The organism is Phyllobacterium zundukense (assembly GCF_025452195.1).
In the GTDB taxonomy this organism is placed as follows: Bacteria; Pseudomonadota; Alphaproteobacteria; order Rhizobiales; family Rhizobiaceae; genus Phyllobacterium; species Phyllobacterium zundukense_A.
In genome coordinates this window covers 1,360,743-1,386,452 of sequence record NZ_CP104973.1, presented here as the reverse complement: position 1 = coordinate 1,386,452, position 25,710 = coordinate 1,360,743, and the positions used below count along the sequence as shown (strand labels likewise).

The following is a 25,710-nucleotide window of genomic DNA, read 5'->3' as shown; positions in this document are numbered from 1 at the left end:
GGCGCAGATTTTTATGATTGTACGGCGCGCCTTATGTGTCCTCCCAAGTCAATGCGGCGACCGTTCACGCCGAAATGTGTTCAAAATGGACCGGGTTCCATGACAAAATGTAACGGTATATTACTACGCGTGGTGTGCTGAATGATCTGACAACACTCCATTCTGGTGATTTGCCATATTTACGCATCGATTTGCTTGATGATAATGAGAACGATCCGCCTCCCCGCTCGGGAGGTATTCGGGTGGAGGCCCGTCATCTCAGGTTCTGGAGGAAATTGATGTCCGAGAAGGTTCATCCCGTGCTGGCAAGCGCGAAGAAAAACGCGCTTATCGACAATGATACCTATCAGAGCTGGTACAAGCAGAGCATCAAGGATCCGGAAAAGTTCTGGGCCAAGCATGGAAAGCGCATCGATTGGTTCAAACCTTTTACCAAGGTGAAAAACACCTCGTTCCAGGGCAAGGTCGCGATCAAATGGTTCGAGGATGGCGTGACCAACGTCTCCTACAACTGCATCGATCGCCATTTGAAAAAGCGCGGCGATCAGGTTGCCATTATCTGGGAAGGCGACAATCCCTATCTCGACAAGAAGATCACCTATAACGAGCTTTACGAGCAGGTGTGCCGTCTGGCCAACGTGTTGAAGAAGCACGGGGTCAAGAAGGGCGATCGCGTCACCATCTACATGCCGATGATCCCGGAAGCCTCCTATGCGATGCTCGCCTGCACACGCATCGGCGCCATTCATTCCGTCGTTTTCGGCGGCTTTTCTCCCGATGCTCTCGCAGGCCGCATCGTCGACTGCGAATCGACTTTCGTCATCACCGCGGATGAAGGTGTGCGCGGTGGCAAGCCTATCCCGCTCAAGGACAACACCGACAAGGCGATCGATATCGCTGCCAGGCATCACGTCAGGGTCAAGAACGTGCTGGTTGTACGCCGTACCGGCGGCAAGACCGGCTGGGCGGCAAACCGCGATCTCTGGTATCACGAGGAAACGCTGAGCGTGAAACCGGAGTGCAAGCCGGAGAGGATGAAGGCGGAAGATCCGCTGTTCATCCTCTACACATCAGGATCGACGGGCAAACCAAAAGGGGTTCTTCACACCACCGGCGGCTATCTGGTCTATGCGGCGATGACGCATCAATACGTCTTCGATTACCATGACGGCGATATCTACTGGTGCACCGCCGATGTCGGCTGGGTCACTGGCCACTCCTATATCGTTTATGGGCCGCTCGCCAATGGCGCGACCACGCTGATGTTCGAGGGCGTTCCCAACTACCCGTCAGTGTCGCGCTTTTGGGAAGTCATCGACAAGCACAAGGTCAACATCTTCTACACCGCCCCGACCGCCATTCGCGCGCTGATGAGTGCTGGCAACGACCCTGTCACGAAGACATCGCGCAAGTCGCTGCGCATCCTTGGATCCGTTGGCGAGCCGATCAATCCGGAAGCCTGGGAATGGTATTATCAGGTGGTGGGCGACAAGCGCTCGCCCATTGTCGATACATGGTGGCAGACTGAAACGGGCGGCATACTGATCACACCGCTACCCGGCGCAACGGCGCTCAAGCCGGGCTCGGCAACGCGGCCTTTCTTTGGCGTCCAGCCGCAGCTCGTCGACAATGAAGGCAATGTGCTTGACGGCGCCGCCGACGGCAATCTGTGCATCACCGATTCATGGCCCGGACAGATGCGTACGGTCTATGGTGATCACAAGCGTTTCATCGAAACCTATTTTTCCACCTACAAAGGCAAGTACTTTACCGGCGATGGCTGCCGCCGCGACAAGGACGGCTATTACTGGATCACCGGCCGCGTCGATGACGTGCTCAATGTCTCGGGCCATCGCATGGGCACGGCAGAAGTCGAATCCGCGCTTGTCTCGCACGATACGGTCTCGGAAGCCGCCGTCGTCGGTTACCCGCACGACCTGAAGGGCCAAGGCATCTATTGCTACGTCACGCTGATGGCCGGCCTAGAGGGTACTGACGCACTGCGCAAGGATCTCGTTGCGCATGTGCGCAAGGAAATCGGCCCGATTGCCTCGCCCGACAAAATACAGTTCTCGCCCGGCCTGCCCAAGACCCGCTCGGGCAAGATCATGCGCCGCATCCTGCGCAAGATAGCCGAGGACGACTTCGGCGCACTCGGCGATACATCGACGCTTGCCGATCCGGCTGTCGTCGATGATCTCATCGCCAACAGGCAAAACAAGAAGGGCTGAGTGCGGCACGTCCACTGTGCGTGGTTCGACGGAGCTCACCATGAGGGAGATTGGTTGATTGCAAGGATAATCACCAACGTTGCAGAACTTGATTCTGCAACCCACCCATCTCCCTCATGGTGAGCCCCGTCGAACCACGCACCTAAGATAATGCCAGCTGGATAGAACTTTACCTGTACAAATCAGCTCGCGTCTGCGGCACGGCTGATAAACCCCGCTTGCGCTTGGATGCCAGCGTCTGGTTGATCTGCACAGTGCCGCGTTCGAACGCCAGCGCGCAACCGGTCAGATAAAGCAGCCACAGCCGTGCCTTGGGCGCGCCGACCTCTGCAATCGCCTCGTCAAACCGGGCGTGCAGCCGGTCCGCCCACATCCGGCATGTCTTGCCGTAATGTTCGCGCAGATTCTCGACATCATGCACTTCGAAGCCGTGGCCCTCGAGATTCTCCACTGTCATGCCGAGGTGATCCAGCTCGCCGCCCGGGAAAATATACTTCACCAGCGCCAGGTGCTCGGCGCTTTTGCGCCCGAAGGTCTTCTTGTTGCGCTTCATGCGCCGTGTGATCGCATGATGCAGATAAAGCCCGCCCGGCCGCAGCAGGCGGCGCACGCTGGAATAATAGGTATCGTAGCGCGCTATGCCGACAGCTTCGAACATGCCGATTGATGAGATCTTGTCGAACTGACCCTCGAGGTGTTCGTAGGATTTGACGTGGATAGTGATCTTGTCTTCGAGGCCTTCCGCCTTGATCCGTTCCCGTGCCAGCGCCGTCTGTGCCTCCGACAGTGAAACGCCAGTCCCGGTCACTCCATAATACTTTGCCGCATAGATCAACATCGCGCCCCAGCCGCAACCGATGTCCAAGAGGCGGTCGCCGGGTTGCAACCGCAGCTTGCGGCAGATCAACTCCAGTTTATCCGCCTGCGCCTGGTCGATCGTATTGGCCCAATCGGTGAAATAGGCGCAGGTGTAGACCATGCGCTCATCGAGAAAGAGCTGATAGAAAGCGTTCGACACATCGTAATGATGGGTGATGGCTTCCTTGTTGGAGCCGCTGACAAAGGGGTTCTTGCCGCCCAGACCGGAATTGCTGGCCTTGCCACCGCCGAGTAGCAGTGAAGGCACATCTTTTAGCAATTGCCATTTCGGCAGGCTCTTCAGCTTCTGCTTGAATTTTCCCTTGGGACCACGCTCCACGAGATCGAACAGGGTGCCATTCTTCACATCGATTTGTCCGGAAACCCATAACTCGACGATCGAGCCGATATTGGGTTTCAGGGCAAGCTGGCGCACAACCACGGGATCGTTGATCGCAAGAATTGGGCCATCGGTTTGGCCAATGCGCGCACCGTCCCACAATTCGACGGCAAATTGCGGCTCGAGTACATCGATTACCGTGCGGATAATCCGCGCCGCTCTATCTTCAGCTGCCATCTCGTGCCCCCAACACCTGCCCGAATATCGGCCATCGGCGCTTCGTGAAAAACTCGGCTTGGCTTATGGCGGCAATTGCGGTTTGGCAAGCTGTCTGAAAGACGCTTCGAATTTTTCTCTTGAAACGCGGGCAAAGACACCCCATTCTTGTTTTGTGTTCAACGAATGTAAAGGAGGTGATCCGATGTCTCGTGATTTCGAAAACTGCCACAAGGCGTCTGATGCTTTCCATCGGGGATCGTCTCTCCGTTGAATAAGCACCTTGGCTGAGTCCAGGGAAGAAGGCCAAACGACAGCTTTGTGCCAGACGGAATTGCGGGGCCACCCTTCGGGGTGGCCCTTTCCGTTTATGCCGCGCGCTTGCCGGTAATTTGAAACCCGATCGCCTTCATGACAGCCATCGTCGTTTCGAGAGTGGGATTCCCGTTTTCACTTAAGGAACGATAGAGCTGCTCTCGGGCCAAACCCGTTTTTCGAGCGATCTTGGTCATACCCTTCGCTCTTGCCACCACACCCAATGCCCTGGCGATATAGGCTGCATCCCCCGTCTCGAAGGCATCGGTAAGAAATACTTCTATAGCGTCATCGGTCGTCAAATCCTCGGCAGGATCATAGGGGATCAACTTTTCAACCATTCCATTCCCTCCATTCGGCAGCCAAAAGTTTCGCTGTGCGGATGTCCCTTGCCTGCGTGCTCTTATCACCACCACAGAGGAGAACTACGATCACATCTCCTCGCCTCTGAAAATAGATACGATATCCGGGACCGTAATGAATTCGCAGTTCACTAATACCGTGCCCTACAGGTTGCACATCGCCTGCGTGCCCGAAAGCAAGGCGCTCTAACCGCGATGCGATCAAAGCTCGCGCTCGCTAATCTTTGAGTTCCGTGCGCCATATCCGGAATGTCTCCGTTTGCTCAAGCTCGATCATAAATGTATTTTATAAATCACATTTCGTCAATTGAATTCCGAATGGTATATGACGGTCAAAAGATGTGACACCAACGCCAGATTGCAAAGGGTAGCTCTTTGCTCTTCGCCAAATTGATGATACCAAGATTTGCCTGAAAACGGTGCATTCTGCCTAATCCCAAGGCAAAATCCCTCTGAAAGTTTAAACAATGTCGGTTGCTATAGTCCAAAACGCGTCAAAGCGTGCATGGCGTGATGAAATCGTTGCGATGCTCTCGCTGAGCTGGCCGATGATTCTCACCAATCTTGCGCAGACGGCGATGACAGCGACTGACGTTATGATGATGGGCTGGGTCGGAGCAAGTACGCTGGCGGCCGGTGCGCTGGGTACCAATCTCTACTATGTTCCGATGATTTTCGGTCTCGGCCTGATGACGGCAACCTCGCCGATGATGGCGCGTGAACTCGGACGCAACAAATTCACCGTCCGTGAAATACGCCGCACGGTGCGTCAGGGCCTGTGGATCGCAGTCACCATTTCGATCCCGATCTGGCTCATATTGTGGAACACCAAAACGATCCTCATCGCCATGGGGCAGGATCATGCGCTCGCTGCCGAGGCTGGTGACTATGTTCGCGCGCTGCAGTGGGCGGTACTGCCCTTTTACTGCTATATCGTGGTGCGTTCTTTCATAGCTGCGCTGGAACGCCCCGGCTGGGCGCTGGTCATCGCTCTTTGTGCCGTCGCCTTCAATGCACTGGCCAACTGGCTGCTGATCTTCGGTCATCTTGGCTTTCCGAGGCTTGGCATTGTCGGGTCCGGCATCGCGACGTCGCTATCTTCGGCCTTGATGTTTGCCGGCTTCGTCATTGTCATTTCTTTCGACAAGCAATTCCGGCGCTACCGCCTGTTCGGACGTTTTTGGCGTGCGGACTGGCCACGCTATCGCGAACTATTGCGCCTCGGCCTGCCAATTGCTGCGATCCTGAGCTTCGAGGTAACGATCTTCAATGCTGCTGCCTTCCTGATGGGACTGATAGGGGCTGATTCGCTCGCCGCCCATGCGATCGCCATCCAGATCGCCTCGATCGCCTTCATGGTGCCGATGGGTTTTGGTCAGGCGGCAACGGTACGCGTTGGACGTGCCTACGGCGCGCAGGATCCTGACGGCATCAAGCGCGCCGGTTGGGTTGCGTTCACGGCAGGCACCGGCTTCATGGTTCTCACCGCACTGCTGATGCTGTTGGCACCTCACGCCTTGATAAGTGCTTTTATCGACGTCAACGATCCAGCCAACGCCAAGGTGATTTCGCTCGCCGTTACATTTCTGGCTTTCGCCGCATTGTTCCAGATATTCGATGGGGGTCAGGCCGTTGCTAGCGGCATGTTGCGCGGCCTGCACGATACCACCATACCGATGATCTATGCAGCTATCGCCTATTGGGGTGTCGGTCTGCCGCTATCCGTCGGCCTCGGCTTCTGGCTCGGCATGGAAGGCGCAGGCGTATGGCTCGGTCTGTTGTGCGGCCTCGCAACAGCCGCTCTTCTACTCATCAGCCGCTGGCTACGGCGCGAAAAACTCGGCATCGAGGTCATTCGCTAGGGCAAGAAGCTAGAAGTCGATCGTGCGGCCTTTGATTTCCCAATCACCGAAGCGCGCAGGATCCTTGCCGCCCCGCCCGCCGATTTCGCGCGGCCGATCGGCCTTTACCTTCTCGGCCTTGCGGCGTGCTTCCGCCTCTTTCAACGCCCGCTGTGCGGCTGGCGGCAATTGCTCGAATGTCGGACGCGGCCGGCTGTCGTCATTATCCGCATGCGGCGTCGTTGTCGTATGGTCGTCGTTCATAACGCTGATACTCGTCATTGAAGCTTGCTGTATAAAACACCATCATATAGCGGAAGACGACCAATAAAAGGAATGAACTTGACAGATTTGTCCAATACGGGAGGACTGATGCCATGAACGTGATGCGCACTGGAATGCTGCTTGCCTTTATGACCGCCCTGTTCATGGGCGTCGGTTTTCTCATTGGCGGAACCGGCGGCATGATGATCGCCCTTGTTATCGCGGCGGGCATGAATCTTTTCAGCTACTGGAATTCCGACAAGATGGTGTTGAACATGCACCACGCGGTCGAGGTCGATGAGGCGAATGCACCGGAATATTACGCCATTGTTCGCGATTTGGCCGCAAATGCAAATCTACCCATGCCGAAGGTCTATCTCATCCAGAACGATCAGCCCAACGCCTTCGCGACGGGACGCAATCCGCAAAACGCCGCCGTTGCCGCGAGTACGGGCCTGTTGCAGCGCCTTTCACCTCAGGAAGTCGCAGCCGTCATGGCGCACGAACTCGCCCATGTGGAACATCGCGATACGCTGATCATGACCGTGACCGCCACCCTTGCCGGAGCTATTTCCATGCTCGGCAACTTCGCGATGTTTTTCGGCGGTGGCAGCCGTGAAAACCATAATCCCCTCGGCTTTATCGGCGTGCTCATCGCCATGATCGTTGCGCCATTTGCCGCCATTATCGTGCAGATGGCCATCAGCCGCACCCGAGAGTATGCCGCCGACCGGCGCGGTGCGCAGATCTGCGGCAATCCGCTGTGGCTTGCGTCTGCGCTCGACAAGATTGCCCGCGGCGCAAAGCAGATCGTCAACGAGGATGCCGAGCGCAACCCCGCCTCCGCTCCGCTTTTCATCATCAATCCGTTGAGCGGCCAAGGCGCCGACAATCTGTTCTCCACCCACCCGAACACGGAAAACCGCATCGCCGCACTTGAAGCGATGGCGAACGAGTTCAGCCAGGCGCCCGCCGCCTCCCGGCCCACTCGCGCACCGCAGGCCCCGATCGATGACGAACCGCTGGATGACCGGCCGTCCCCGTGGGGCCGCGATGGCGGCGGCCGTAAAGGCCCTTGGGCATGAGCGCGGAGCCCGGTACCAGACGACCAGCCAAACGGCCTCTAGGCAAAAAACCGGCGGATTACATCGATGCGGAAGACCGTCCCGGTCTCGCAGCGCGTCAAGTGGCGACGCGCCTGCTTGGCGCCGTCATCGAGAAGCACACCTCCCTTGATGGCCTGACTGACAACAGCAACGGCCACCCGCAATATATGGCGCTCGACGACCGCGATCGCTCGCTGGTCCGCGCCATCCTCGGCGCCGCACTGCGCAATCGCGGCAGCATCGAAGCCGCCATCGGCCAGTTGATCGACCGGCCATTGCCGGAAAATGCCGTTGCCCTGCGCCATCTGCTGCACGTTGCCGCCGCGCAGATCCTTTATCTCGACCTGCCCGACCGTGCCGCCGTCGACCTTGCGGTCACCGCCGCGAATAATGATCCGCGCAACCGCCGGTTCGCCTCGATGGTCAATGCTGTCCTTCGCCGGCTGTCGCGCGAAAAGGAAACTTTCAAGAGCGAGGTCCATTCGCACGACAGCAATGTTCCGGCCTGGTTCGAGAACAGCCTCATTGCCGCTTATGGCAGGGACAAGACCAAAGTCATTCTCGACATCCAGAGCAAGGAACCGCCGATCGACCTGACCGTGAAAGGCGATCCGCAGATGTGGGCGGAAAAGCTTGGCGGCATTGCATTGCCAACGGGTTCCGTACGTCTTGCCACCGTTGAAGGTTCGCTGACGTCGCTTCCGGGGTTTGCAGAAGGCGAATGGTGGGTGCAGGACACTGCGGCAAGCCTGCCGGCGAAGCTCTTCGGAGACATCGAAGGCAAACGTGTCGCCGATCTTTGCGCCGCGCCGGGCGGCAAGACTGCACAGCTTGCACTGGCGGGCGCCAATGTCACGGCACTCGACCTTTCGGCCAACCGGCTGAAGCGCCTGCGCTCCAATCTCGAACGTCTCAAGCTTTCCGCCGATACGGTCGAGGCCAATCTTTCCGCCTACCAGCCAGCAGAGCTATTCGATGCGATCCTGCTCGACGCGCCATGTTCTTCAACGGGCACGGTGCGGCGCCACCCGGACGTCCCGTGGACCAAGACGCCTGAAGACATAGTGAAGCTGGCGCAGCTTCAGGCAAAACTCCTTGATCATGCCGTTGCCATTGTCCGCCCCGGTGGCATCGTGGTCTTTTCTAATTGCTCGCTCGATCCACTCGAGGGCGAGAAAGTTGCCAATGATTTGCTTGCCAAGAACCCGGGAATTGAGCTCGTAGCCGTAACCAGGAAGGAAGTTGGTGGCCTCGCTGAACTCATCACCTCGGAAGGCTTCGTTCGCTCCACACCGGCCGATCTTGCCCATGACAATCCCGCTCTTTCCGGCATGGACGGCTTCTTCGCAGCGCGTTTCAAACGGAAATACTAAAGTTTTAACGGTTTCTGCTCCATAGTCGGCGTTTGTCGAGGCGATTCGAAGCAATAATAATATGGTCGCGCTGAGCGAAACACCGCAATTGTGGGGACTGGCAACAGCGCAACTTTGGCGCCGTTTCCGCAGGCGTGTGCGAATGGGGCCCCTCTATCGCTGGCGGTTCACGGGTTTTACACCCGAACGCGTTCTCATTGCCCCGCAAGATCTTCGTCCCGCAGATCCGCAACTGGCGGAAGAGTTTTACCATGGCCGCTTCGCCCTTGCCGGCAGGGTTGTCGAGACGGGCGGGCGCTCGCCATTTCTGATTGAACCGCCCAATGCCGCCTGGCAGGCGGCCCTGCATAATTTTGGCTGGTTACGCCATCTGCGCGCCGCAGGCACAGATCTTGCCACCGCCAACGCACGGGCGCTGCTCGGCGACTGGATTACCACCCACGGCCGGTCGATTTCAGGACCCGCCTGGCTGCCCGAAGTCACCGCCCAGCGCATCATCGCCTGGCTGCAGCATTCGAGCCTCATCCTCGCCGGCACGGATCTTCGCTCATACCGCCAGTTCATGCGCTCGCTCGCCATGCAGGTGCGTTATTTGCGAACCATGGCCGCCGTCATGGACGATGGTGAGGAGAAGCTGCGCGCGCGCATTGCTCTCGCGCTCGCTGTATTGGCCCTGCCCGTAACGTCCAGTACGAGTCGGTCGGCCCGGCGCAACCTCGAATTCGAGCTTGTAAGGCAAATCCTGCCGGATGGCGGCCACATCTCGCGCAACCCGCTGACGATCCTTGAATTGCTCGCCGACCTTCTGCCCTTGCGCCAGACCTATGCCAGCGGCCAGGAAGCGCCCCCCAAGGCATTGATCGAAGCCATCGAACGCATGCTGCCCGCGCTGCGATTCTTTCGTCATCACGATGGCAGCCTTGCCTTGTTCAACGGCGTCGGCGCGACCATGCCGGAACGGGTAATCGCGGTGCTGCGCCACGACGATATCGGCGGCCTGCCGCTCACCCATGCGCCGCATTCGGGCTATGAACGGCTATCCATGGATTCCACAACAATCATCGCCGATACGGGTCTCGCACCGCCTGTGACGGCCTCCCGCGATGCCCATGCCGGCTGCCTTTCCTTTGAGATGTCCTCCGGGCGCAATCGCTATATCGTCAATGCCGGCGTCGATCGCTATGGCCCGCCGGAATTTCGCCCCTTGGCACGTTCTACCGCCGCCCATTCGACCGCTACGATCAACGACACGTCCTCATGCCGGTTCAGCTCAACGTCGGGGCTATCGACGATGATTGGTACGCCGATTATCGCTGGTCCGACGAAGGTCAATATTGAGCGGATCGAACGCGAAGGCGCAGTCGGATTCGTCGCCAATCACAATGGTTATGTCCGACCCTTCGGCATCTATCACGAACGCCAGATCGTCCTTTCGCACAACGGCAGCGTCATCGAGGGCATCGACAGCTTCTTTGCTTCCGGACGTAATCCACTCCGCGACACGGGTGCTGAGGATGTTGTCATCCGTTTTCACCTGCACCCATCAGTCAACGTCACAGTCGATGAGCATGGCCTGATCATACTGCAAGCGGAGAATGATGACATCTGGATGTTTTCGGCGACTATCCAGCCCTTCATCGAGGATTCGCTATTCTTCGCCGGGTTTCGGGGGCCGGTCAAAACCCGCCAGATCACGCTTTCGGTCAATGCCGCCCAGCGCCCGGAAGTCGAATGGCAGTTCACCCGCACAACCCTCGGGGTTTATGGATAACATTCCGCCATTGTCTCTTCTTGGTTGAAAAAACCTGCCCGATCACCAATCTGTGTCCAAGCTTCGGGGGCGACATCTGGCGGTATGGCTTATATAGAGTTGCAACCTTGCGCTCGCTCACCGGGCTGGCACCTCAATCATCCTTTCATTCGCCAGGAGTCTTCACCATGGAGTATCGTCAACTTGGCCGCTCCGGCCTCAACGTATCCGCGCTCAGCCTCGGCACGATGACCTTTGGCGGCAAAGGCAATTTCGCCAAGACCGGTGACACCGACCTGGAGGGCGCCAAGCGCCAGATTGGCATGGCGCTCGATGCCGGGATCAATCTTATCGACACAGCGGACATTTATTCGACTGGCGCTTCCGAGGAGATTGTCGGACAGGCTCTCAAGGGCAAGCGCGACAGCATCCTCGTCGCCACCAAGGCGAGGTTCCGCATGGGCGAGGAAATCAACGATGCCGGCCTGTCGCGCTACCACTTGATTCGCGCTGCGGAAGCCAGCCTGAAACGCCTCGGCACTGATCACATCGACCTCTACCAGTTGCATCAGTGGGACGGACTGACACCGCTCGACGAAACGCTGGAAGCGCTCGATACGCTCGTGCGCTCGGGCAAGGTGCGTTACGTCGGCGTTTCGAATTTCTCGGGATGGCACCTGATGAAGGCCATGGGCATTGCGGCACTTGAAAAGTTCATCGCCCCTGTCAGCCAGCAGATCCATTACAGCCTCGAGGCGCGCGAAGCCGAATATGAGCTGATCCCTGCGACCCTCGACCAAGGCCTTGGCGTCTTGGTATGGAGCCCCCTGGCTGGCGGGCTGCTGTCCGGTAAATATCGCCGCAACAAGGCAACGCCGGAAGGTACGCGTCAGCTTGCCAATTGGGGCGAGCCGCCAATCAGGGATGAGGAGCGGCTTTACGACATCATTGAAGTTTTGGCTGGCATTGCCGAAGCCCGAAATATTTCTGCGGCGCAGATTGCGCTTTCCTGGCTGCTTGGGCGCAAGGGCGTGACGTCCATTATCGTCGGCGCTCGCACGGACGCCCAGCTTGCGGATAATCTCAAGGCTGCCGATGTGATCCTGAGCGCTGAAGAACGCGCAAGCCTGGATAAGGTCAGCCAGTTGCCGCTCATTTATCCCTACTGGCACCAGGCCCGGACCGCATCCGACCGGCTTTCTGCCGCTGATCTTTCCCTTATCCAACCTCATCTGAAATAGCGAAAAGCCCGGGGGTGGGAGGACCGCCGGCAGCGAGAACCTGATGGCCTATTCCCGAGATACCGCACTATCACAACCGGAAGCGACCGAGATCGCAGCCGAAATGCCGGGGCTTTCCCCGGCATTGACCTTTTTGTTCGCGTTCGCCTGCGGGGCGATGGTCGGTAATATTTACTATGCGCAAGCGCTTATCGGCCTCATCAGCACCGATCTCGATATGCATGGCGGCATGGCCGGTTTTATCGTTACCGTAACGCAACTCGGCTATGGCGCCGGACTGCTGTTCCTGGTTTCGTTGGCCGATCTCGTCGAAAATCGTCGCCTGGTTCTTTTGACGCTCGCTGGAACCGCACTTGGTCTCGCCGGAGCAGCTCTGTCCGGCTCGGCAATGACCTTTCTCCTGTCCTCCTTCGCCATGGGTTTCTTCGCCTGTGGTGCACAGGTTCTCGTGCCTTTCGCTTCCCACCTGGTTCCCGCCGCCTCACGCGGCCGCACGATCGGCAATGTCATGGCGGGGCTCTTGACCGGCATCATGCTGGCGCGACCGCTGGCCAACCTGGTCGCTTCCGAATTCGGATGGCGGGCGATCTTCTGGATTTCCGCAGCGGCAATGCTCGCTGTACTTGTGCTGCTGCGTGTCGCGCTGCCACAACGCCAGCCGCATGGCAGCATGCGCTATGGCGCTATCCTCAAATCGATGTGGCATCTGCTTGTCACTACACCGGCTCTGCAGCGCCGCGCTTTCTATCAGGGCATCATCTTCGCCAGTTTCAATCTGTTCTGGACCGGCATACCACTGCTTTTGACCGACATTTTTGGCTACAGCCAACGCCAGATCGCTCTGTTCGCCCTGGCGGGTGCAGCCGGCGCCCTCGCGGCTCCCGTCGCTGGCCGGCTCGCAGACCGTGGCTATACGAGACAGGGTACTGCCACCGCCATGATCACGCTCACGATCTGGTTTCTGATTGCCGGTTGGGCCGGAACTGCCATCTCGATCGCCGCGCTCGTCCTTGCGGCGATCTTCATCGACAGCGCCGTTCAGACCAACCAGATACTTAGCCAGCGCATCATCTTCTCGCTCGATGATCAGGCGCGCGGCCGCCTCAATGCGATCTATATGACCATCGTTTTCCTGCTTGGTTCGGCAGGGTCGGCGCTTGCCGCGGCCACCTATTATTATGGTGGCTGGTGGGTTACTTCGCTGGCGGGCGCCATGATGGGTGTTGCCGTCCTGCTGGCGTTCACAACAGAGCCCCGCCCGAAAACATAGGAAAACATAAAAGATAGGATTCCGCCTTTGGCTGTGCTAACGGCCAAGCAAAATCCATTCATCTGAGGACGTACACCCATGGCCGTCGCCGCCAAATCCTTTCCTGCTCCGAACCTTCATCCCGTCAAGCGAGCCCTTCTTTCCGTTTCGGACAAGGCCGGCCTTACCGCGCTGGCTCATGCGCTGCACCGCCACGGTGTTGAAATCCTTTCCACCGGCGGCACCTCCAAGACGATAGCCGCCGAGGGCATTCCGGTCCGCGACGTTGCCGACATTACCGGCTTTCCGGAAATCATGGATGGCCGCGTCAAGACCTTGCATCCAAAAGTGCATGGCGGGCTGTTGGCCGTGCGAGACGATCCGGAGCATATAGCGGCGATGCAGGCGCATGATATCGGCGCCATCGATCTCGTCGTCATCAACCTCTATCCATTTGAAGAGGTCCGTCATTCCGGCGCCGATTACGCGAATATTGTCGAGAATATCGACATTGGCGGTCCAGCCATGATCCGCGCAGCAGCCAAAAACCACGCCTATGTCGGTGTCGTTACCGAGACCGGCGACTACGACATGGTCATCGCCATGCTCGACAAGCATGAGGGCTCGCTGCCCTATTCGTTCCGCCAGAGCCTCGCCGCCAAGGCCTATGCCCGCACGGCCACCTATGATGCAGCGATTTCCGGCTGGTTCGCCGAAGCCCTGATGACGGAAACTCCATCACGCCGCGCTATCGGTGGTCATCTGCATTCGGTCATGCGCTATGGGGAAAATCCGCACCAGTCGGCCGGGTTCTACCTCACCGGCGAGAAGCGTCCAGGCGTCGCCACGGCTACCCAGCTGCAGGGCAAGCAGCTCTCCTACAACAACATCAACGACACGGACGCCGCCTTCGAGCTCGTTGCCGAGTTCGACCCGGCACGCACCTCCGCCGTCGCCATCATCAAACACGCCAATCCTTGCGGCGTTGCCGAAGGAGCGACCCTGAAGGAAGCCTATCTGAAAGCGCTCGCCTGCGACCCGGTTTCGGCTTTCGGCGGCATCGTCGCGCTCAACAAGACGCTCGACGCCGAAGCCGCGACGGAAATCGTCAAGACCTTCACCGAAGTCATCATCGCGCCCGACGCGACACCGGAAGCGCAGGCGATTGTTGCCGCCAAGAAGAGCCTGCGGCTGCTGGTCACCGGCGGCCTGCCTGACCCCCGCGCCGGCGGCATCAGCGCCAAGACGGTTGCCGGGGGAATCCTCGTCCAGTCGCGCGACAGCGGCGTCGTCGATGATCTCGAATTGGAGGTCGTCACCAAGCGCGCTCCAACCGAAGCGGAAATGTCCGATCTCAAGCTTGCCTTCCGCATCGCCAAGCATGTGAAGTCAAATGCGATCGTCTACGTCAAGGACGGCGCGGCTGTTGGCATCGGCGCCGGGCAGATGAGCCGGGTCGATAGCGCTCGCATTGCGGCGCGCAAAGCGGAAGACGCGGCCGAAGCTGCAGGAAACGCTACGCCCTTGACCAAAGGCTCCGTCGTCGCCTCCGACGCATTCTTCCCCTTCGCCGACGGCTTGCTGTCCGCTGTTGCCGCCGGAGCCACCGCAGTGATCCAGCCCGGCGGGTCGATGCGCGATGACGAAGTGATTGCCGCCGCCGACGAGCATGGCATCGCCATGGTCTTCACCGGCATGCGCCATTTCAGGCATTGATTTTTGCAGCTGGATAAGGCGTCCGCAACAGGATCGCCAGTCCGGCCAGCAAGAACAATATGATCATCGCCATGCCGAGGCGCGGCGATCCGCTCAGCGCTGTCACCGTTGCCACCAGGAAAGGCGCAAGGAAGCTCGTCGCCCGTCCGGACAGCGCGTAGATGCCGAAATACCGCCCCGCCTCATCCGCTGAAACGCTGCGCGCCATGTAGGAACGCGACGAAGCTTGCACCGGTCCGAACGCAATGCCGATGAGCAGTCCGAAGCCGATATAGGCTTTTTCTGCAGGTGTACCGAACAGACCTCCGCTATCCGGACCCGGCAATTGCGCAAGACCAAACAGCGTATAGCCCGGACCGGTCGAGACGATGCCGATCGTCGCGATGGTCAGCAACACCAGCGAAATCACCACCACGACCTTCGACCCAAGCATCGTGTCAAGCTTGCTGGCAGCAAGACAGCCAAAAATGGCAACGACATTGAGGATAATGCCGAAAATCCCGATTTCCGCCGTGGCCCAGCCGAACATTGTCGCCGCGAATGCGCCGCCCAATGCGATCAACGCATTCACGCCGTCCTGATAGATCATGCGGCCGACGAGAAAGCGGAAAAGCCCCGGCCGCTGCCGTACCTCGCTTAAGGTAGACTTGAGTTCGGCAAGTCCGACCCGCACTGCCGGACCAGCTGCCAGGCCTCTCGCACCATCCGACGTGAAAAGGAACATCGGCAGGATGAAGACGAGATACCATAGCGCCGACAATGGCGCGGTTGCGCGATCACCCTCGCCCGTCGCCGGATCGAGCCCGAAGATCGGCGCAAGGCCCAGCATGGTCTTGCCGGTTTGCGGCGACGCGGCCATAAATGCCACGACGAAGATCAAGACGATCATGCCGCCGAGATAACCGAGGCCCCAGGCCATGTTGGATATCCGTCCGATATCCTTTGGTGCCACCAGCCGCGGCATCATCGAATCGTTGAAGACGATGGAAAACTCCGCCGCAATCGACGCCAGCGAAAAGAACATCAACGGGACAATCAGGCCTGAGCCTGGCGCCGCAAACCACAGCATGATCAGCGAGAATATCTTGATGATGGCGAAGAAACCGATCCACGGTTTGCGCCGTCCCGTCTGGTCAGCGATCGATCCGAGGACTGGCGAGAGCACGGCGATAACGAGCCCCGAAATGGCAATGCCATAACCCCACGCCGCTTGCCCCACGGCCGGATCGCTCGCCATGCGCGAAACGAAATAGGGTCCGAAGATAAACGTCGTGACGACCGTGAAGAATGGCTGCGCCGCCCAGTCGAAGAGCATCCACCCCCAGATGCCCCTTCTCGATGCAGCCATTACGCTATCCCTTGCCCATCAAGCCCAACTGCCTATGACAGATCGGAAAGCAATCCGGCAGCCACCGCAAGCCGGGAGACGGTCAAATCGCCCGTTTCCACAATATTCGCCATGCGCTGCCGCACCTCGTCGACACGTGCACCCCGGCTCATCAGCCAGTCTTTTGCCGGATCGGCCTGCTTGCCATATTTGCTCAGTGCCGCCACGGCGATACCGCGCCGCGCCTGACTGATCAGGTCGGTGGCGCGGGCAAGCGCCAGTCCGTCATAATAATCGGCGATGGAAACGCCGCGCGCCGCATCCTCGATACGCCCGATACGGAATGCTTCGGATATGTCGAAATAGGCTCGTGCTGCGCTGGCAATGTCGATATTGGCCTGCTGGGCCACCGCGGCGATATCCGGAATGATCGGCGCTATCTCCAGCCGTGCCAACTGCGCGGCAAGGGCCGGAGGCGCACCGAGAGCAGCGTTGCTGGCGGTGTCTTCACGGATCAGTCCGATCATCGATGCGGGCAGCAGCTTGTCGAGGCGCGGCTGCAGCGCATCACGCGCCGTTTTGATCTCCGCGATCGCGGCGCCGAGGCCAACGGCGCCGGTGTGGTTACGCAGCACCCAGGCTGTCGTCCAGTTCAGCATCTGGGCGACGTTTGCATAGAAACCGTTTTGGGTTTCGCCTGGTATCGCATTGTCCAGCGCATCGATCCCCGCGAACACCTCATCCAGCTCAAAGCCGTCTCGTACGATCACATAGGCGCGAACGATCTCGGGGCCTGATTGGCCGGTAAGGTCCGCGAGCCGGCTTACGAAAGTCGGCCCGCCGCGATTGATTACATCATTGGCAAGCTGCGTCGCGATGATTTCCCGGCGCAGGCGATGCGAGCGGATTTCGTCGCTGAAGCCCTCCTTCATCTGACGCGGGAAATATTCCATCAATTCGCGTTCGAGATAGGGGTCGTCCGGCAAATCGCTTGCCAGGAGCTGGTCCAACAAGACGATCTTGGAATAGGCAAGAAGCACGCCGAGCTCTGCCCGCGTCAGTGGAATGCCTTCTACCTGCCGCTCTGCCATCGCCTTGTCATCGGGCAGCGTCTCCACCTTGCGGTTGAGGAGTTTCTTGGTCTCGAGGTCGTTGATGAAGCGCGCCTGATAGGCAAGGTCAGCGAGGCCGCGCCGCTGTGCCAGCGATAGCGCCAGTGTCTGCAGATAATTGTTGCGCAGCACCAGATCACCGACTTCCTCGGTCATCGATTCCAGCAGCGTATTGCGCTTGTCACGTTGCAATTTGCCAGCGCGCATGGCCTGCGCCAGGGCGATCTTGATATTGACCTCCACGTCGGAAGTGTTGACGCCAGCCGAATTGTCGATCGCATCGGAATTGCAGCGCCCGCCAAGCAGGCCGAACTCTATGCGCGCCTTCTGTGTGACGCCAAGATTGGCGCCTTCGCCGATGACTTTCGCCCGAACATCGCTGCCGGTGATGCGGATGGCATCATTGGCGCGGTCGCCCGCTTCCGCGTCGCTCTCCAGCGACGAGCGGACATAGGTGCCGATGCCGCCGAACCACAGGAGGTCGACCGGCGCTTTCAGGATCGCTGTCATGATCTCGTACGGCGTTGCCGTGGTCTTGGCAAGGCCGATGGCCTTTGCGGCTTCCTTCGACAGGGTGATCGACTTTTGCGAGCGCGAGAACACACCGCCGCCTGCCGAAATCTTGCTCTTGTCGAAATCCTGCCAGCTGGAGCGCGGCAGGTTGAACAGCCGCTGACGTTCCTTCAACGTCGCTTTCACATCCGGCTCCGGATCGATGAAAATATCGCGGTGGTCGAAGGCTGCGATCAGCTTTGTTTGCGGCGAAAGCAGCATGCCATTGCCGAAGACGTCGCCCGACATATCGCCGACGCCAACCACAGTGAACGGCATTTTCTGGATGTCGGTGCCGATCTCGCGGAAATGGCGCTTCACGGCTTCCCATGCCCCGCGCGCGGTAATGCCCATTTTCTTGTGATCGTAGCCCGCCGAACCGCCAGACGCGAAGGCATCGTCGAGCCAGAAATCATGTGCCTGGCTGATCGCATTGGCTGTGTCGGAAAACGTCGCCGTGCCCTTGTCGGCAGCGACAACGAAGTAAGGATCGTCGCCATCGAGGCGGATCACGTTTTGCGGCGGGACAACCGTTTCGCCTTGCAGATTGTCGGTCACTGAAAGCAGAGTCGCGATGAAGGTCATATAGGCCGCACGGCCGGCCTCGAAGATGGCGGTGCGATCGGTGCCCGTCGGAAGGCGTTTCGGGAAGAAACCGCCCTTGGCGCCAACCGGAACGATGACCGCGTTTTTTACCTGCTGCGCTTTTACCAGACCCAGCACCTCCGTGCGGTAGTCCTGCGCACGGTCCGACCAGCGCAAGCCGCCACGTGCGACTGGACCAAAGCGCAGATGCACGCCCTCGACCTCCGGCCCATAGACGAAGATTTCGCGGTAAGGACGCGGCTCCGGCAGCTCATCTAGTGATCGTGGATCGAGCTTGAAGGCCAGCGTCACGCGTTCGCTGCCGCCTTCTTCCGGCGCGAAGGCATTGGTGCGCAGGGTCGACTCGATGAGATTGAGGAAACGGCGCAGAATGCGATCATCATCGAGGCTCGGAACGTCTTGCAGTGCTTCTTCGATATTAGAGCGTAGCCTCGACTGCTTGCGTTCCGATTGCGCACCGGTTTTCGCGGGGTTGAGCCGCTGATCGAACAGATCGAATATCTGTCTGGCGATCGCCGGATAGCGGTTGAGTGTCGCCGCGATGAAATCCTGGGAATAGGGAATGCCCGCCTGCTGAAGATAACGGCCGTAAGCGCGCAGGATGATGATTTGCCGTGCGGTCAACTGCCCGGTAAGGGCAAGTGCGTTATAGCCGTCATTGTCCGACGCACCGTTCCAGATATAGCGGAACACGTCTTCGAAAAGAGCGCCATCATCGGCGAGATCGATCCCCGAGTCGGAGGCGCTGGTAAGCTCCATGTCATGTACAAAAAGCGGGCTGCCGTCGGCGGCGGGCAGCTGGAATGTCTGCTCGCTGATGACGCGAAAGCCCATATTCTCCAGCAAGGGAACACGCTGTGAGAGGGCGACGGCCGAGCCGTAATGATAGATCTTCAACGAAGCGGCTTTGGGCCCGTCGGTGCGATGCCGATAGAAATCGACATAGAGGGGATTGTTGCGTGCGAGACCGGCAATGCGACTGGCATCGACCAGTGCCTCGTCGGGTGAAAAGTTTTCGCGATAGGAATCCGGAAAGGCCGCAGCAAGAGCGGTGAATTCCGCAGTTCCACGACGATCTCCGACCTCGGCAACAGCATCTTCCCAGGTGCGGACGATGGAGCGGACGGTTTCTTCCAGCGCCTCGCGTTTGACCTTGGGAAATTGGTCCTCGGCATGGCCGATGATAAAATGCACGCGGGCAAGACCGCCCTCGGGAAATGCCGGATAGTAAGCCGACACATGCCCCTCATATACCTTCGCAAGGTGCGAGCCTATTTTCTCGCGCACGATAGAATCATAGCGCTCGCGCGGCACGAAGACGATGATCGAAGCGAAACGGCCGAAGGGATCGATCCGCGGCAGCACGCGTACGCGCGGCCGCTCGCCGAGCGCCAATATGATCTCGGCGTAGCGGGTCAGCGTCTTGACGTCGATCTGGAAAAGGTCATCACGCGGATAACCCTCGAGCACCTTGATAAGCTGCTTTCCGGAATGATCTTCAAGGTTGAATCCAAGCCGGCGAATCACAGCCTCGGTTTTCGAGCGCAGATAGGGGATTTTAAGCACAGAACGCGTATAGGCGCCGGACGTGAACAAGCCGACGAACCGCAATTCGCCCGAAATCCTGCCCTCCGTATCGAACGTCTTCACGCCGATGTAATCCATATAGCCGCGACGGTGCACCAGCGATTTTGTATTGGCCTTGGTGACGATCAGAGGCTCGGGGCCGGTTAGAAAAGCGATGATCTGCGGGGTCGTCGTCACACCCTGGTTGCCGCGCTTCAAGACACGCACATCGGGGTCGCTCAAGATGCCAAGACCGCGCTTGCCGGAGCGCTCCAGCTCACCTTGACTATCGTCACCCTGATAGTCGTATTCACGCACGCCGAGAAAGGTGAAATTATTGTCACGCAACCATTCGAGAAACTCTGCAGCTTCTTCTGCTGCAGCTTTTTTCATCGGCGTTTTGCCGGTCTTGTAGGCTTCGATCGCGTCGCTCAAACGCGCAACCATGGCTCCGCGATCACTAACGGCTTCGCGCACCTGCTTGAGCACAATGGTAAGTGCGGCGGTCATGATCTCACGCGATGGCTCATCGAGCGCGGGTACATGAATTTGCATGACGCTGACCCGCGCCACATCTTTTCCCGGCTTGTCCGGACCCGCAGTACCAAGAACGCTGTTGGTGTGTCTGTCGATATCCATGACCGGATGCAACACGAGATAAACCGACGTAACGCGCTCACTGATCTCGCCAAGCACCGAGTCGAGCAGGAAGGGCATGTTGTCGTTGATCAGTGTGACAACTGTTACCGGGCGGCCATCGCGGGAGACGATGTTGCCTTCGCTCACATCGATGACGGGCTGTCCCGACTTGAACTGCGTCAGCGCATTTTCCGCAAGCTTCGCCGAGGCCGTCAGCGCACCCGCATCATAGTCGGCAAGGTCTTCTTCCGGCGCCCGCGCAAACAAAAGGTCTTCAAACAACCCTGCGTCGGGCTTCTCTTTCAGGACTTTCGGTGGTTTTGACTTCGTAGCGATCTTTACGTCCGCTTTATTTTTGGAAGCCATGAAAATATTTCCCCCTGGATTATGCATTTCGCGCGATCATAGCCTTTCGAAAGGCTTTTTCGACCCTAAACTGCACAGTTGCGGTGAAAATCGTGTGACACGCAAGAATGTTACAATTCGACCAAATGATCATCGAGCTCATTGGCGTCATCGAGCCCTCTGGGGAAATGTTCTTCCAGCAGTTGGCCCGCCCTTCCAATGGCTTTTAGGAAACCATCGGCCAATTCATCTCTGTCCGCATGTTCGGTCAATATCGCGACGATTCCGTTCCATTCGTCCTGATGGACTTTTGCATTGATGCCGGCATCCGCAACCACCTCTGCGTATCGCTCCGCCAGCGAGACGAAAAGGAGGACACCGGTACGTTGTGTTGTGAGATGGACATTTCGCGCCAGAAACTGCTGGATCGCGTTGAGATGCGCCCGCTTGTAGCGGATGCGTCGCGGCACGAGCCACATGGTAATGCCGGGCAAGAGCCACAAAACCAGCACAGCGGCAAGGAAAGCAGCGAGTATCGCGAGACCGAAGACCGGCAGCGGCAAGGTGAACCAGTACCAGTGAGCAGCAACCGCAACCACGACCGCAGCGAAAAGTATGCCGCAAGCCGCGGTAAATCCAGCCACGTAGAAATAGCTGTCGCTGCGGCGCGCGAGCACCGCATAGATTTCGCCGCTCGTGCGGCTTTCGGCAGCACGTATCGCCTCGGCAATGCGGGCGTGATCGGCTTCATTCATGGACCCTGAACTCATGGCTACCAACTCCCCGATGCGCCGCCGCCGCCGGACGAACCGCCCCCGCCGGAAAAGCCGCCGCCCCCGCCGCCCGAAGACCAGCCACCTCCACCGGATGACCAACCGCCCCCGCCCGAGGACCATCCTCCACCGCCGCCGCTTCTCGAGCCGATGTCAAAGATCATGCCCAGCCACTCATAGCGGCCAGGAGCGATCTTGCGTCCAAAGGACGTAACCACGGCTGGTAATATGATCCCACTGAAGAACATGAATAGAAAGATCATGACGAAGATGAGCATCACCCAGTCGACGTCGGAGGTTGGTTCCTGAACATTGCGTTTGGCGCGCGCCTCGAGTTCAGCGGCATCACCGGAAAGTACAGCGAGAATGCCATCGACACCTTTGGAGATTCCACCCGAATAATCGCCCGAGCGAAAACCCGGTATGACGGCATTTTCGATGATGAGGTTGGACAGAAGGTCCGTCAGCGTGCCTTCGAGACCATAACCGACCTCGATGCGCACCTTGCGATCATTTGGTGCGACGACCAGAAGAACGCCATTGTTTTCCTGTTTTTGTCCGAGCGCCCAGGAGCGGTAGAGCCGGTTGGCATAGGGCTCGATCTCCTCGCCATCGAGGCTCGGCACCGTAACGACCACCACCTGGTCGGAGGATTTTGTTTCGAACGCCGCCAATTTCTGGGTTATCTGCTCGCGCGTTGCCGCATCGATGACGTTCGCAGCATCGACCACACGACCTGTCAGAGCAGGGAGTTCTGCGGCAAATGCGCTGATGGACAGCAATGCCAGCAGCGCAATGGCCAATAATAGGCGATTGAACCCCATCGCAGTCTGGCGCAATGCGCTCATGTCTTGAGCCTAGAACTTGACCTGAGGCGTTTGCTTGGCTGAATCTTCGATTGTGAAGGTCTGGTAGGGTTCATTCCCCGTATACCAGATCCACTTCCAGATCATGGTCGGCATCGTCCTGAGCGAGGTGTTATAGACCCGCACCGACTCGATATAATCCCGGCGCGATACGGCGATGCGGTTTTCCGTGCCTTCGAGCTGCGATTGAAGTGCGAGGAAGTTCTGGTTGGACTTCAGGTCAGGGTAGTTTTCCACGACAGCCATCAGCCGCGACAGTGCTCCGGTCAACTGCGCCTGATTCTCCTGAAACACCTTCATCGCATTGGGATCGGTGAGGGTTTCCGGAGTCACCTGTATGGAAGTCGCCTTGGCCCGCGCCTCAACCACCGATGTCAGCACATCCTTTTCCTGTGCGGCATAACCTTTGACAGTCTCGACGAGGTTGGGAATGAGATCGGCCCGTCGCTGATACTGGTTCAACACCTCGCTCCACGCGGCCTTGGCCTGCTCTTCATTGGTCGGAATCGTATTGAAGCCGCAGGCTGAAAGCAGCGGTACGAGAAGAAACAGGGCAATGATAGAAAAGGCGCGGCGCGGTGCCGGCAGGCAAGTCGAATGTTGCATTGGAATCCTCTCCCCGAGTACAGATTCACCGCTTCAGAACGAAGCAGCACAAACCTAGCCATTTTTTTCTGCAAAAGGAACAGCCAAAGCGCTATGCTAAACCATTGAACGCAAACAGGGTGTCTTCATGCGTGAACACGATGGAAAGCATCAGTCCGACGCGGAATCCAGACGGATAATTGAACGGATCGACCGCGAATCTGCATCCCAAGGCACATCCTTTGTCGAACGGACCAAAGGCCACTTTTCAGCCGGCGACGCGGATCCGGCCGACTCCATAGAAGTCTGGGGCACACGCATCGGCAGGTTTCTGGGATTGCTTGTCTTGATCGCCATGATTATCTGGGTGATCAGTTCTATAGTCGGCAAGGGCTGAGTCGCGCTCGCTCGCCCGAACTCTCGCATGAGTATTTCCAATGACCGGTTCCGTTGCTCCTTCATCCAATGCCGTCATCGTCATTTCCAGCCACGTCGTACGTGGTTCGGTCGGCAATCGTGCCGCCGTATTCGCGCTCGAAACGCTCGGCCATCCGGTATGGGCCGTGCCAACCGTCATCTTGCCATGGCATCCCGGTCATGGACCGGCCAAGCGCATCGTGCCGGAACCGCAGCAATTCGACGATCTGATCGCCGATTTGGAGCGCGCTCCTTGGCTTGGCGAGGTCAGCGGCATCATGAGCGGTTACCTCGGCAATTCCGCGCAGGCCGAGAGTGTCGCCCGTCTGGTAGAAACCGTAAAAACCCGCAATAAAGGCGTGCTTTATCTCTGCGATCCTGTCATCGGCGATGAAAAGGGGCTCTACGTTCCGGAGGCGACTGCAAATGCCATCCGCGACGAATTGATGCCGCTCGCCGATATTTCGACACCTAACCGCTTCGAGCTTGCATGGCTGACCGGCGCGGAACTGCCGGACAACAAGGCGATCATGCAGGCCGCGTTGCACGCCGGGCCGGGTACGATGCTTGTGACCTCGGCGCACCCGATGATTGCTGGCGGCACCGGCAATCTGCTGGTGACGCACTCTCTGGCGCTACTCGCCGAACACCGCCTCGTCGTCGGCCCGACCAACGGCCTTGGTGATCTTACGTCCGCGCTGTTCCTCGCACGCATGCTTGCCGGTCTTGATCTCGAACAGGTGCTGCAACGCACGACAGCCTCTGTTTTCGAAATCATGGCCCGCTCTGCCAAGCGCGGCGCCGATGAACTGATGCTCGAAGCCGACGCATCCAGCCTTTCCACCCCTATGGCGATGACTCAGATGCGGCGGCTGGTTCATCCAAGCAAGGGCATCAGGGCATAGCACATTAGACCAATTGATCTTGTCCCGGTTCAGGATTAGAGGAAAAGAATGACCTTGCTTCCCGAGAAACTTCTCACCGGCTATCGCAACTTCATGGCGCATCGCTATGCCAACGAGACGATGCGCTACAAACAGCTTGCGGATCAGGGCCAGACGCCCGAAACGCTGGTGATCGCCTGCTGCGACTCACGCTCCGCGCCCGAGATCATCTTCGACACGGCGCCCGGCGAGATTTTTGTGCTGCGCAACGTCGCCAATCTCGTGCCGCCCTATGCGCCGGACGGCGAATACCACTCCACCTCCGCAGCCCTCGAATTTGCGGTGCAGAGCCTGAAAGTCAAGAATATCGTCGTCCTTGGCCATGGCAGGTGCGGCGGCATAAAGGCGGCGCTCGACACGACGAGCGAGCCATTGTCCCCCGGCGACTTCATCGGCAAGTGGATGAGCCTCGTCGGTCCCGCAGCGGAAGCGGTTTCCGCCAATGAGCTGATGACACCATTCGAGCGTCAGACGGCGCTGGAGCGCATATCCATTCGCTATTCGCTGAAAAACCTGCGCAGCTTTCCTTGTGTCGATATCCTTGAAAAGAAAGGCCGCCTCACCTTGCATGGCGCCTGGTTCGACATTTCGACCGGTGAACTATGGATCATGAATCCGGAAACCGGTGACTTCCTTCGCCCCGACCCCGAAGAGGTCGCCGAAGCCGCCGCGCTGGAATAGAGGGAAACAAGAGAATGGCGCGATTGAAATTCATGATCGCCGTCATTCTCCTAGCGATGGGTCCTGCCACGGCGAACGATGCGCACAACGCCATCATCGAAAGCTGGTATTCCGCGCTCAGTACCGCCGACCGCGCGGTTTTCGACAAAATTCTGGCCGAGGAGGCAACGGTCATTCTCGAAGACATCGATACGATTCAGACCAAGGATGAATTTCTGGCCAGCCTCGATGAATGGAAGAGCGCCGTGCGTGGCGCTATAGTGCGCCATCGTATCGGTGGCGTCGAAGGCGATACAACGACCGTTTTCGTCTGCTATCAATTCCCGGCAAATACTACCTATACGCGCGAGATCTTCAATTTTCGCAGCGGCAGGATCATAGAGAGCGCCCAGAGTTCACTGGGGGAGGCCTGCGAAGGCTTCTAAACAACAAGGC

Annotated in this window: 20 protein-coding genes and 1 pseudogene; 12 read left to right on the top strand and 9 right to left on the bottom strand. The window is 58.6% G+C overall.

Translation table 11 applies throughout. The annotated features are described in order from the left end of the window. The first annotated feature begins 278 nt into the window (after positions 1-278). A complete protein-coding gene (acs, locus tag N8E88_RS19170; RefSeq protein WP_262295065.1) occupies positions 279-2,231 on the top strand; it encodes an acetate--CoA ligase in 1,953 nt (650 codons plus the stop codon). A 169-nt stretch (positions 2,232-2,400) separates the two neighbouring features. Here the strand turns inward: acs and N8E88_RS19165 are convergent, their stop codons facing one another. The 3 genes and pseudogenes from N8E88_RS19165 to N8E88_RS19155 all read right to left on the bottom strand — a co-directional run bounded on the left by N8E88_RS19165 (position 2,401) and on the right by N8E88_RS19155 (position 4,599). After that, the gene (locus N8E88_RS19165) at positions 2,401-3,666 is read right to left on the bottom strand and encodes an SAM-dependent methyltransferase (protein ID WP_262295064.1); all 1,266 of its coding nucleotides are present in this window, start codon (positions 3,664-3,666) and stop codon (positions 2,401-2,403) included. A 347-nt stretch (positions 3,667-4,013) separates the two neighbouring features. Then, the gene (locus tag N8E88_RS19160) at positions 4,014-4,301 is read right to left on the bottom strand and encodes an addiction module antidote protein (protein ID WP_262295063.1); all 288 of its coding nucleotides are present in this window, start codon (positions 4,299-4,301) and stop codon (positions 4,014-4,016) included. Continuing rightward, positions 4,294-4,599, bottom strand: a pseudogene (locus tag N8E88_RS19155) (type II toxin-antitoxin system RelE/ParE family toxin). Before N8E88_RS19155 ends, N8E88_RS19160 begins: the two are co-directional and overlap by 8 nt. A 190-nt stretch (positions 4,600-4,789) precedes the next feature. On the opposite strand from N8E88_RS19155, the gene N8E88_RS19150 reads away from it, so the two are divergent. After that, a complete protein-coding gene (locus N8E88_RS19150) occupies positions 4,790-6,184 on the top strand; it encodes an MATE family efflux transporter (protein WP_262295061.1) in 1,395 nt (464 codons plus the stop codon). Positions 6,185-6,193: 9 nt separating this feature from the next. Here N8E88_RS19150 and N8E88_RS19145 read toward each other — a convergent pair whose 3' ends face one another. Beyond that, positions 6,194-6,445, bottom strand: coding sequence for a DUF1674 domain-containing protein (locus N8E88_RS19145; RefSeq protein WP_262295060.1), 252 nt, complete (start codon positions 6,443-6,445; stop codon positions 6,194-6,196). A gap of 95 nt (positions 6,446-6,540) precedes the next feature. On the opposite strand from N8E88_RS19145, the gene htpX reads away from it, so the two are divergent. The 6 genes from htpX to purH all read left to right on the top strand — a co-directional run bounded on the left by htpX (position 6,541) and on the right by purH (position 14,862). Continuing rightward, entirely contained in the window at positions 6,541-7,512 is a 972-nt protein-coding gene (htpX, locus tag N8E88_RS19140; protein WP_262295059.1) for a zinc metalloprotease HtpX, read from the top strand. Then, positions 7,509-8,906: an RsmB/NOP family class I SAM-dependent RNA methyltransferase gene (locus N8E88_RS19135; protein WP_262295058.1), complete on the top strand. Its 1,398-nt coding sequence runs from the start codon at positions 7,509-7,511 to the stop codon at positions 8,904-8,906. The genes htpX and N8E88_RS19135 overlap by 4 nt, the downstream gene beginning before the upstream one ends. Positions 8,907-8,967: 61 nt before the next feature. Continuing rightward, entirely contained in the window at positions 8,968-10,677 is a 1,710-nt protein-coding gene (locus N8E88_RS19130) for a heparinase II/III family protein (RefSeq protein ID WP_262295057.1), read from the top strand. Between the two features lie 167 nt (positions 10,678-10,844). Continuing rightward, positions 10,845-11,897 (top strand): aldo/keto reductase, encoded by a 1,053-nt coding sequence (locus N8E88_RS19125; RefSeq protein ID WP_262295056.1) that lies wholly within the window; start codon positions 10,845-10,847, stop codon positions 11,895-11,897. A gap of 43 nt (positions 11,898-11,940) precedes the next feature. After that, the gene (locus N8E88_RS19120; RefSeq protein WP_262295055.1) at positions 11,941-13,167 is read left to right on the top strand and encodes an MFS transporter; all 1,227 of its coding nucleotides are present in this window, start codon (positions 11,941-11,943) and stop codon (positions 13,165-13,167) included. Positions 13,168-13,245: 78 nt separating this feature from the next. Continuing rightward, the gene (purH, locus tag N8E88_RS19115) at positions 13,246-14,862 is read left to right on the top strand and encodes a bifunctional phosphoribosylaminoimidazolecarboxamide formyltransferase/IMP cyclohydrolase (protein WP_262295054.1); all 1,617 of its coding nucleotides are present in this window, start codon (positions 13,246-13,248) and stop codon (positions 14,860-14,862) included. On the opposite strand, the gene N8E88_RS19110 is transcribed toward purH, so the two are convergent. The 5 genes from N8E88_RS19110 to N8E88_RS19090 form a co-directional block, all read right to left on the bottom strand. Continuing rightward, on the bottom strand, positions 14,852-16,210 hold the full coding sequence (locus tag N8E88_RS19110; protein WP_262295053.1) for an MFS transporter: 1,359 nt from the start codon (positions 16,208-16,210) through the stop codon (positions 14,852-14,854). The genes purH and N8E88_RS19110 overlap by 11 nt on opposite strands. A gap of 32 nt (positions 16,211-16,242) precedes the next feature. After that, complete coding sequence (locus N8E88_RS19105; protein ID WP_262295052.1) at positions 16,243-21,030, bottom strand: NAD-glutamate dehydrogenase; 4,788 nt, start codon at positions 21,028-21,030, stop codon at positions 16,243-16,245. 110 nt (positions 21,031-21,140) lie between these two features. Next, positions 21,141-21,779, bottom strand: a complete 639-nt coding sequence (locus N8E88_RS19100) for a TPM domain-containing protein (protein ID WP_262295051.1) — start codon at positions 21,777-21,779, stop codon at positions 21,141-21,143. Positions 21,780-21,781: 2 nt separating this feature from the next. Further along, positions 21,782-22,630: a TPM domain-containing protein gene (locus tag N8E88_RS19095; protein ID WP_262295050.1), complete on the bottom strand. Its 849-nt coding sequence runs from the start codon at positions 22,628-22,630 to the stop codon at positions 21,782-21,784. A 9-nt stretch (positions 22,631-22,639) separates the two neighbouring features. Next, on the bottom strand, positions 22,640-23,254 hold the full coding sequence (locus N8E88_RS19090; RefSeq protein ID WP_262295049.1) for a LemA family protein: 615 nt from the start codon (positions 23,252-23,254) through the stop codon (positions 22,640-22,642). 127 nt (positions 23,255-23,381) lie between these two features. Here N8E88_RS19090 and N8E88_RS19085 point away from each other — a divergent pair, with 127 nt between their 5' ends. From N8E88_RS19085 to N8E88_RS19070, 4 genes are read left to right on the top strand one after another with little or no spacing between them, the layout of a single operon-like run. Next, positions 23,382-23,630, top strand: coding sequence for a hypothetical protein (locus tag N8E88_RS19085; RefSeq protein WP_262295048.1), 249 nt, complete (start codon positions 23,382-23,384; stop codon positions 23,628-23,630). A 40-nt stretch (positions 23,631-23,670) separates the two neighbouring features. After that, positions 23,671-24,555: a pyridoxal kinase PdxY gene (pdxY, locus tag N8E88_RS19080; protein ID WP_262295047.1), complete on the top strand. Its 885-nt coding sequence runs from the start codon at positions 23,671-23,673 to the stop codon at positions 24,553-24,555. Positions 24,556-24,603: 48 nt separating this feature from the next. Continuing rightward, positions 24,604-25,275: a carbonic anhydrase gene (locus N8E88_RS19075; RefSeq protein ID WP_262295046.1), complete on the top strand. Its 672-nt coding sequence runs from the start codon at positions 24,604-24,606 to the stop codon at positions 25,273-25,275. A 14-nt stretch (positions 25,276-25,289) separates the two neighbouring features. Beyond that, positions 25,290-25,700 (top strand): nuclear transport factor 2-like protein, encoded by a 411-nt coding sequence (locus tag N8E88_RS19070; protein ID WP_262295045.1) that lies wholly within the window; start codon positions 25,290-25,292, stop codon positions 25,698-25,700. The last annotated feature ends 10 nt before the right edge of the window (positions 25,701-25,710 follow it).